Below are 9,964 nucleotides of genomic sequence, written 5' to 3'. Positions count from 1 at the left end.
GTGTGCGGGGGCCTCGCCTCCAGCCCGCAGGGAACTCTCCTCCCTGCGTTCCTTCGTCAACAGGGAAAACACCACGAGGAGCAGAGCTGACACACAGAGGGCGATGAGATTCCGGTGTGCACCGAGGGCTTCCATCTGGGTGAGCACACCTCCCACGACGATGCCGGTTCGAGCCCCCCAGGGAGTGATGTTGCTGTTCCTGGTTCCCATACGGAATTCCTCACCGGCGCGCTTTTTCCAGATAAGTCCCACGAGAAGCAGCGGTACCAGGGCTCCTCCCGCGATGGAATAGGCCTTGGAGAAAAGGCCGATGATGGTGGTGGCGTAAAGGGCGGCCAGAGCCGCGAAAATGCCCACCACGATGGTGGCGATGGTGACGTAGCGCACCAGTTCCTGGTCCGTGGCGTCCTTCTTGAGGGGCAGAATCAGATCGTTCACGATGAGCGTGGCCGCGGAGTTGAGATTCGAGTCCGCGGAGGACATGCCCGCGGCGAGAATGAGCGCAAAGATCATGGCCGCCACAAAAGTGGGAATGTGTGCGCTCTGGAGGAACCAGGACATGGGATCCGCGGCGAGCTTGCCGTCCGCGCCCAGGATCTCCGGGTTCACCGCCACGATGACCATACCCACAAGAGCCGTGAGCATCACCATGAGAATCGCGATGATGCCGCTGTAGAGCAGGCCGTTCCGGGCGGTACGCCCGTCCTTCGCGGCGAAACAGCGCTGCCAGTAGATCTGGGCGGCGAGGATGCCGATGCATCCCGTGACGAACATGGTGACGAGGGACATGGTGTTCACATGCTCCACCGCCCAGAGATTGCCGTGCCCTCCCTCGGCGAGTTTCGTCGCCAGCTGGGTGAGGCTGAAATCCACGGGGGCGAAAGCGTAGTAGTAGAACACCGCTCCGAAGATGAACATGAGAATGCCCTGGAGGAAGTCGGTCCACACCACGGAATAGATGCCGCCAAGGGTGGTGTAGAGAATGAACACCGCAGAGAAGAAGAGAATGATCCAGGTGGGGTTCGCGCCGGTGATGACGCTGAAGATATGGCCGAAGGCCTTGCCCTGTCCGCCCACCCAGGCGATCATGATGAGCGAGGCGACGAGTCCCACCAGCATGCGGGTCACCCGGTCCCGGACGAAGAGATCGTCCATCATTTCCGACACGGTCTTGTAGGTGAAGCGTCCCGCTAGCCCCGCGAAGAAGAGGGCGAAGATGATCTTGGACCCCTGCTCTCCGAGGATGAAGAACATGTGGGGCAACCCCACCCGTGCTCCCGAGGCGGCATGGCCCACGAAATTTCCCACCCCCATGATGGTGGCGAACTGGGTGAAGAAGATGAGGAAAAAGGGCAGACTTCCGCCGCCGATGACATATTCCGCGTAACTCGAGGTGGCCTTGTCCTTCACTTTCCAGGAAATGACGAGGAAGGCGAGACAGAAGCCTATGGTGACGATCCACAACCAGGTGCCCAATGCCATGAGTCGATCCTCCCCTTTCACGTTCTCCGGGGATCATCGGGCCGTCCGAAAAATCCGACACGTCGATGACCGATCCGACCTCGTCGCCGGCGGAAAAATCCACGCAACGCATTCCCGCCGGAGTGGAACGAAGAGATTGCGGCATTTCCGCACGCCCGCGGCACCTCCGTCGTCTCCACACGCCATGACCGCTCCGCAGGAAGAGGGGCCCGCTCCTCCTTCGGCAAAGCATCCCTGAAACCGGACCGACCGCCTCCGGCGGCATCCGCCCGACACGCACACGTTGAGAGAGTCTGCTGTTTCCGAAAAACCCCCTACGCTACCTTGGCGTCGATAAAACGCCCCGGGTGCAGTTCCGTCAGATCCAGTTCTGTCCTGCGTCCGCAGACAAGATCCGCGAGGAACTTCCCCGTCACGGGAGCCAGCGCGATGCCGTCCCCCTCGTGCCCGGCGGCGATGAAATAGCCGGGATGCCGGGGCGACTCGCCGAGGATGCACTTCCCATCCACGCAGGCCGGACGGAGACCGGAGAAGGAGCGCACCACGTGGACCTGGCCGAGGATGGGAAAGAGTTCCACCGCCTTCGCGGCCACCGCGTCGAGGGCTTCTCCGGTGGTTCTCTTGTCGAACCCCACGTTTTCCCTGGTGCTGCCGATGAGATAGTTGCCGTGCCAGGTTCTGGAGAAGGCGAATCCGAGCCCGAGCCTGCGGGAACGCTCGTCCCGCCCGGCCATGTCGGGGCGAAGCTTGGAGACGATGTACTCGGAACTCCAGACGTTCGTTTCGCCGGGAAGCCCCACGGCCTCGGTGACGAGAATCTGTCCGCGCCTGGGCACGATGGGCAGCTCCAGACCGATCTGGGCGGCGAGCTGTGCCGCCCAGGCTCCGGCGGCGTTCACCACGAGATCGGCACGATAACGCTCCGTCTCGGTGGCCACCTCCCATCCGCCTCCGGGAAGAGCACGAGTGGCCGTCACCGCTGCACGCTTGCGGAGACGCATGCCTTTCCGCTCACCCGCGGCGCGGAAGGCCGCCATGACCTTGAAGGGATTCGCCTGGGAATCGTCGGGACAATACGTGGAGGCCACGATGGAGGGACCGGCGCAGGGCTGGCGCCGCAGTGCCTCCCGCCGATCCAGCATCTCCACCGAGAGGCCGCAGGCCCGCTGCCGGGCGACGAAATCCTCCATGATCGCCAGGTGCGCCTCGTTCTCGATGAGGATCATGCCTCCGAGGTTCTGGAATTCCACCTTCATGTCGAGCTCCGCTTCGAGCGTTCTGTAGAGATTGCGGCTCAAAAAGGTCATCTCCAGAAGCACCCCGGGCTTCTTGGACTGAAAGAGAATCATGTCGTCGCAGGATCCGGAGGCGCCGCAGCCGGGCTCGCCCTTCTCCAGAACGAGCACCCGTTTGCCCTCACGGGAGAGATAGTAGCCGCAGGAAAAACCGATGATGCCCCCACCGATGACGATTGCGTCGAATGCCTTGTCTCCGTCCACGTTCGTCGCGCTCCTTCCGGGAAAACCGTGCTGCTCATCTCATGAGTAGCAATGGAATGTTCTGAAAAAGCGCCTTGCGGTCGCGCAAGGCGCCTTTCTTCCCCTTTTCGCCTACTTGGGATGATAGTGATGCCAGTAGGCGTTCACGTCCTCCATGAGCCCGTCGAGATGCTCCACCATACAGATCTCCGCCCGGTCCGGCTTGTGGTCCCGAATGGCCTCCAGGATCCTGAGATGTCCCGTCACATAGGGAGAGGCCACCTTTTTCCGCAGATGCTCGAAAAGGCGGGACTGCTGCCCCGACATGGAGATGATGGCATAGAGAATCTCCAGAGCCTTGTTGCCCGAGGCGGCGGCGATGGCCTTGTGAAAGGCCCGGTCCTCGTCGGCGATGCTGCCTCCCTGGTCCCGGAGCGCCTTCTGCCGTTCGAGGATCTCCTCCATGTGCCGCACTTCCGCGTCGTTCGCCCGCTCCGCGGCGAGACGCACCGTGGAGCGTTCGATGGCCTTCCGGGCCTCCAGCACCATGAGAAAATTCTGCAGCACGTTGGTGTTGATGATGGCATCGAGCTGTTCCTTGTAATAGTTCCGCTCCCGGAGTTCCTGGGAAAGACGGATCGCCTCCTCGCCCCTGGGCGTGATGACCCGTCCCTTGAACTTCTCTTTTTCCAGATATCCCAGGCTCTCCAGCCGATTCAACGTCCGCCCGATGGTGGCGGGACTGACCGAGATGCCCCTTCCCTCCAGAAGCTCCACGAGATTCCACGAACCCATCGGTTCGGAGCTGTCGGAGAGAATCTCCAGAATCCGCAACGTCTTGTCGTCCAGCAGAAGTTCCATGCCGCCGCCTCCCGGAAGCGATGCCGCTGCGGAACCGAGCGGAGCGCTCACGAGACGCACTCCTCCGGGGCAATACCAACGTGCTTTTCCGCCGGAACTCTCGCCATGCTGCTCATCACGTGAGCAGCATAGTCTCTTTTGCTCTCTTTTGTCAACCTTTCCTCCTCCGTTCTCTCAAATACACGGAACAAACGTGTTTTTTCTGTTTTTATCCGCAACATTTTTCTTCTCCGAAAAATCGCCGTCAGGGAGGGTCGGAATGCTTCCGCAACCACGGGAACGTCATCAGTCACCGAAACAGCTTCCGCCGATGAACTCCCGGAGGATCGACGCGTTCGGCACATTGCCCTCGGGGATGAAGGGAACGAAGTGGAGCATGGAGAGAAGCCGCTGGGCCTCTCCGAACACGGGAGAGGCCTCGGGAACGGTCCGGAGCAGCGGCTCCGCATGTCCCTTGAGAACGGAAAGCTCGTAGATGAGGGCCGTATTGAACATGGCATCCGCGTGCTCCTGGTAGGGGAAAATATACTTCTGGGCGCCCCGGATCACCGAGGGCCACTGCTGGAGCGTCACCTCCGGAGATTTTCCCCGGGTCCTCGCATCCCGGACCATGCGCCGGAGAAGGCGGTTGTCCGTGGTGCTCGTGCGGTTGTGCCGGTCCAGGCTCACCCCCGTGAGGGGCGAGACGAAGACGCCGAAGGCCGTTCCGGGGGGAAGGCTTCCGACAACGCGCTGATTCAGCCCGTGAATGCCCTCCATGATGAGCACGTCCCGCTCCTTCAGGCGGAGACTCCGACCGGGATGGCTCTTTCCGGCGCAGAAGTCGAATTTGGGAAGTCGCACCTCCCGTCCGGCGAGCAGCGCGTGCAGATCCTCGCCGAGGCGCTCCAGATCGAGCGCCTCCAGAGCTTCGAAATCGTAGTTCCCCTGGGAATCCCGGGGAGTCCGTTCGCGGTCCACGAAATAGTCGTCCAGTTCGAGGGTCACCGGGTGCAGGCCCGCCACCTGCAACTGGGTTCGCAGCCGCCGCGACGTGGTGGTTTTTCCCGATCCCGAAGGACCGGCCATGGGAATCACCCGGACGGTACCCCGGGCGACGATCTCCTCGGCGATACGATTGAGGCGCTGAGCGTGAAGCGCCTCGGAGATGAGGATGAGCTCCAGCCCCTTCCCCGCAGCGACCTGCTCGTGCAGGTTCTCCATGGTGCTCACGCCGAGGATGTCGAGCCACTCGCCGTATTCCCGGAACACGTCCACCAGACTGCGCGGAGCCTGAAACGGGGGAAGTTCGTCGGGCGAGATCACGGAGGGACAGCGGAGCACCATGCCGGGATCGTGGAACATGACGTCGAAGGTCTTCACATATCCCGTGGAGGGAGCCAGAGGTGCGTAGAAGTAGGCGTACCGGTCCGCGCAGCGATAGAGTACCAGAGGATCGTGCCCCGCCCATTTGAGCAGGCGTGCCTTGTCCTCGTTGCCCTGACGTTGAAAGAGGTCCACTGCGCGATCCAGCGTGTGGATCTCCGGCACGATGGGGATGTCCATCTCCACGAAGTGACGGAGGAAATCCTGCACGCGGTCCACATCGGCCTCCGTCGCGGCCCGGCCCGCGAGCTCGCAGTAGAGGGCGTTGCTGATGGAATGACGGATCACCACGTCCTCGTCCAGAGCTTTCCTGCAGGCCAGGACGAGCAGGAAGCTCAGGGTCCGGCGGTAGACGTCGCTCCCCTCGAAGGAGGACGTGTCCACGAAAGACACCGACGCGGCACCATCGACTTTCCACGCGAGGGAGCGGAGGAAGTTGTTCACCCTCCAGGCCACCACCTTGTGCGGCTCCGGAAAGGGAAGCGTTTTCAGGACACCTATTCCGTCAACGGGCGAATCACTCTCCAGAGAACCGTTTCCCTCCACGGAAACAGGAAAGGACATGAACATCGCCTCCTCGGCGCAGCTTTTGCTCTACCTTACAGGTCCGGCGGCGGAGATGCAACGGAGGATTTTCCATAAAAATTGCGACAAACGGAATGGCGGTTACATCTACAATCCATACCGATACCAATACGCTACGCTACGCTACACTGCACTACACCACACAACCCCAATCCTTACGCACTACCCGCTTTTTTCTACCATGCGGACAAACCACGATCGAATCAAGACGAGCGTCTGTTCCTGCTCATCAAGAACGTGACACAACCGGAGCTGGAGAAGACGAACAGTCTGCTCATCCCTACCGGAATCGAGCACGACGCTGACGGTTTCGCTTTCGCGCCGAAAAAGGCGAGGATGACGGCACTGTGGCTTTTGCTTGTCCCGATCCTTTTGGCATTTTGCCGCAGTGGAAGTGGCACGACATCCCGTCGTTGCACCGTGGCAACGAAAAAGGGAGCGGAAGCATGCTGGCATCTCCGCAGCAGCTCCGCTCCCACACACAGTCCTTCACTCTTCCCGGGGCGTCACGCCATGGTGACGACCGTGCCCTCCAGGCCGTCGAGGGCCTCCACCGCCTTGGAGAGGGAGGTGATGATCGCCTTGCGCCCCGGGAAGGTCCGGGCGAACTTGATGGCCGCCATCACCTTGGGGAGCATGCTTCCCGGCGCGAAATGTCCCTCCTCCATGTAGGAAATCGCCTCCGCCACGGTCATGGAGGAAAGAACCCGCTGCGTGGGTTTCTTGAAGTCGAGGCACACCTTGTCCACCTCGGTGAGGATGAGCAGGATGTCCGCCTCGATCTCCTCGGCGAGCTTCTCCGCAGCCAGATCCTTGTCGATCACTGCGGCCACACCCGTAAGGGAGCCGTCCATGTTCTCGATGACAGGGATGCCGCCGCCTCCGGCGGTGATGACGATGGTGGTCTCCCAGAGACGCTTCACCGCGGAAATTTCGGTGATCTTCTTCGGCTCCGGCGACGCGACCACCCGGCGCCACCCCCGCCCGGCGTCCTCCTTGACGACATATCCTTTCTCCTCGGCGATGCGCTTCGCCTCCGCCTCGGAATAAAAGGGACCGATAGGTTTCGTGGGATTTTTGAAGGCGGGATCGTTCGGGTCCACCACCACCTGGGTGACGAGGGTCACCACGGGAACGTTCCGGTTCCGGTTCCGCAGCGCATCCCGAAGGGCCTGCTGTATGTGGTAACCGATGTATCCCTGGCTCATGGCGCCGCAGACGTCGAAGGGCATGGCGGGAGTCTGGGGATTCGCCGCCGCGGCGATCTCCTGGGCAAGAACGATGCGTCCCACCTGCGGTCCGTTTCCGTGCACGACCGCCATCTCGTAGCCGCGGCAACTGATCTCGGCGAGGTGGGCAGCGGTCTTCCGCACCACATCGAGCTGGGCTTCCGCCGTAGGAGGTGTTCCTGCTTCCTGCAACGCGTTTCCTCCGAGGGCAATGACGACCTTTGTGGCTCCCATGACTGCATCTCTCCCTTTTCTTCGGATCCCGCAAGGGTTTTTAGAGAAGGAAACGCTGAAGGAACGGCGGATTTCCCCCGGGGATTCCAGAGTCGAAACGCCTCATATTGTAAACCAAACAAAGCTCTTTGTTCAATACGGAACCGCACGTGGCGAGAAAAAATTCCTGCGCAAAAAAACCCCGCGCCGGAAAGGGATTTCTTCGATGCTGTCAAGGGACATTCAGATTCCCGCACTAAGGGGACACCCATTTTCCCGTAGGTGTACGCATTCCATCGTGACTGGGCAGCACTACGTCCTGAACCTGTCCGGATTCCCCGGTTTCGTCAACGTTCCTTTGCAACAGGCCACGACAATGCCTCGGACGATGCACTTCGACTGAGGTCTGTCGGGTACGAGATCCACCTCTGTTGCGTTCGAAGCGCCACTCCAAAGCGGAAAAATTCTAAGGGAAGGGGCGCGAACGATACGCCCGCGCCCCTTCCCTCTTTACCACGCTCCGCTTCGGAAACCCCAGGGAAACCAGTGGTGATCAGTACCCCACGGGAACCCCGAGGCGCCGGCTGTCGGCTCCACCGTTCATCCTGCCGTTCTTGAAGAGGATGCCCTGGGCCGTTCCGAACCAGCCGCCGAAATCCTTCACGTCCACCTTGTGTCCGCGCCACTCGAGGAAGCGGATCGTCTCCGGAGAGATGCCCTTTTCCACGGCGAGCGGGGCCGCCTTGCCGCCCGAGACGAGGTTCGCGATGCGGGGCTGCTCGATGGCGAGGTCCATGGGCATGCCGAAATCGACCACGTTCATGATGATCTGGCTCACGGCGGTAATGATTCGGGTCGCACCCGCGGAACCGAGGGCCATGAAGGGTTTCCCCTGCGGGTCGAGGACGATGGTGGGCGACATGGAGGAGAGAGGCCGTTTGCCCGGTTCGGGGGCGTTCACGCTCTCGGGGTTGCTGGAGAAGTCGTCCATCTCGTTGTTGAGCACGAATCCGTACTCCGGAACGAACACGCCGGAGCCGAAGAAGTAGTTCACGGTATTCGTGGAGGCCACGATGTTCCCTTCCTTGTCCACCACGGAGAAGTGGCTCGTGGAGATCCGCTCCTGCGGGTCGCCCGCGAGATAGGCGCTCTTCGTCGCCTGGAAGGCGAAGGGATCGCCCGGAACGACTTCCTGCATGACCACGTCCGCCTTGATCTTGTCGGCAAGGGTCTTTGCGTAGGCCTTGGAGGCGAGTCCTTCCAGGGGAACGTTTGCAAAAGCCGTGTCGGCCATGTACTTGCTGCGGTCCGCATACATGAGCTTCATGGCCTCCGCGAGGAAGTGCAGCGTCCGGGGGCCGTTGTGTCCCCATTCCTTCACGGGGAAGTTCTCCATGATGTTCAGAAGCTGCACGATGTGGGTGCCGCCGCTCGATGCGGGGGGCACGGAGTAGATGGCATAGCCGCGGTAGGTCCCCTCCACGGGTTTACGCACCTGCACCGTGTAGGTCTTGAGATCCTTCATGGTCATGGCGCCGCCCGAGGCGTTCACCGCGTCTACGACCGCCTGGCCGATGGGGCCGTCGTAGAAGGCCTTGAGCCCCTTCTCACCGATGAGGCGGAAGGTCTTGGCGAGTGCGGGCTGCTTCAGCGTCTCTCCCGTGGGATAGGGAAGGCCGTCCTTCAGGAAGGCCACCTTGGCGGGATCGTTGTAGGCAAGGATCTTGTCCAGCTCGTCCGTGATGATCTGGGTCTGCATGGGGGCAACGCTGAATCCCTCTTCGGCGAGCCGAATGGCGGGCTGGGCGACGTCGGCGAAGCTCATGGTACCGTACTTCTCCAGGGCGGTCATCATGCCCGCGAGCCATCCGGGGACACCCACGGACTTGCCGCCGAGCTGACTCCATTTCTCCGTCTTGGCCTGCTCGGAGGCGAACAGGTCCTTCGTGGCCGACGCGGGCGCGATCTCCCGATAATCGAGAACCACCACTTCTCCGGTCTTGGCGAAGCGGACGGTCATGAAGCCGCCGCCGCCGATGCCCGATGCATTGGCTTCCACGACGTTCAGCGCGAGAGCCGTGGCCACCGCCGCGTCGATGGCGTTGCCGCCTTTCTGGAGGATCTCCACACCCGCCCGGGACGCCAGGCGATGGGCCGAGGACACCATGCCGTTCTCCGCGTAGATTTCGTCGGGCTTCGGCTCCGCCCAGGCGAACCCGGCCAGAAGAGCCGTCAACAGAACGAGCACCACCGCAATTCCGTACCGTTTCATTCGCTCTCTCCTCCTTCTCAGTCCTGTCCGCATCTCCGGGGGAAAAATTTTCTCGGCCTACCCCTGGGACCCCGGAGAGGCGTCTTTCAGAGGCAGGGGCGTCAGAAACGCGCCGTACCCCTGTCCAAGAAGCTCTTCATAGGTCGGAATGCCCTCCACGTCCACCTCCTTCGCCTCGTCGAAAAGGCCGAGCATGTCCAGAAAGGTTTTCACCGTCGCGGTATGACGGGCCACACGCAATTCAATGCTCTGGGAACCGTCGTAGGGAACGAAGAGACGCCCCAGCGCGGCGGCCTTCATGTAACACTTGTCCCTACCGGTGAGGACCAGATCCTCGTCGGTACGCCCCCGGAGACGTCCCTGGCTGGGGTTGGCCGTCTCCAGAAGAATGGGCATGGTCTCCGTGAAATCGCCCCACTCGCGGTGGGTAAGGCCGCGGAGATTCTTCGGAGAGGGTTCGAGCCGCATGGGAATACCCG

Annotated in this window: 6 protein-coding genes and 1 pseudogene; all 7 read right to left on the bottom strand. The window is 61.7% G+C overall.

Annotated elements, in window-relative coordinates:
- On the bottom strand, nt 1-1,482 hold a 1,482-nt coding region (locus tag Q1K49_RS04585), incomplete at its 3' end, for a sodium:solute symporter family protein (RefSeq protein ID WP_300523314.1).
- Between the two features lie 314 nt (nt 1,483-1,796).
- On the bottom strand, nt 1,797-2,981 hold the full coding sequence (locus Q1K49_RS04580) for an FAD-dependent oxidoreductase (RefSeq protein WP_300523311.1): 1,185 nt from the start codon (nt 2,979-2,981) through the stop codon (nt 1,797-1,799).
- A 111-nt stretch (nt 2,982-3,092) separates the two neighbouring features.
- The gene (locus tag Q1K49_RS04575) at nt 3,093-3,872 is read right to left on the bottom strand and encodes an FCD domain-containing protein (protein WP_300523310.1); all 780 of its coding nucleotides are present in this window, start codon (nt 3,870-3,872) and stop codon (nt 3,093-3,095) included.
- A 234-nt stretch (nt 3,873-4,106) separates the two neighbouring features.
- Nucleotides 4,107-5,750 (bottom strand): nucleoside kinase, encoded by a 1,644-nt coding sequence (locus tag Q1K49_RS04570; RefSeq protein WP_300523308.1) that lies wholly within the window; start codon nt 5,748-5,750, stop codon nt 4,107-4,109.
- A gap of 527 nt (nt 5,751-6,277) precedes the next feature.
- Entirely contained in the window at nt 6,278-7,234 is a 957-nt protein-coding gene (gene arcC, locus Q1K49_RS04565; RefSeq protein ID WP_300523305.1) for a carbamate kinase, read from the bottom strand.
- A 532-nt stretch (nt 7,235-7,766) separates the two neighbouring features.
- Complete coding sequence (ggt, locus tag Q1K49_RS04560; protein ID WP_300523303.1) at nt 7,767-9,485, bottom strand: gamma-glutamyltransferase; 1,719 nt, start codon at nt 9,483-9,485, stop codon at nt 7,767-7,769.
- Nucleotides 9,486-9,542: 57 nt separating this feature from the next.
- Nucleotides 9,543-9,964 (bottom strand): annotated as a pseudogene (locus Q1K49_RS04555) (succinylglutamate desuccinylase); the annotation flags it as partial.

This window comes from Aminiphilus sp. (assembly GCF_029975095.1).
Lineage (GTDB): Bacteria > Synergistota > Synergistia > Synergistales > Aminiphilaceae > Aminiphilus.
Note: the sequence above shows the minus strand (reverse complement) of the source record. Positions and strands in the feature narration are given on the sequence as shown.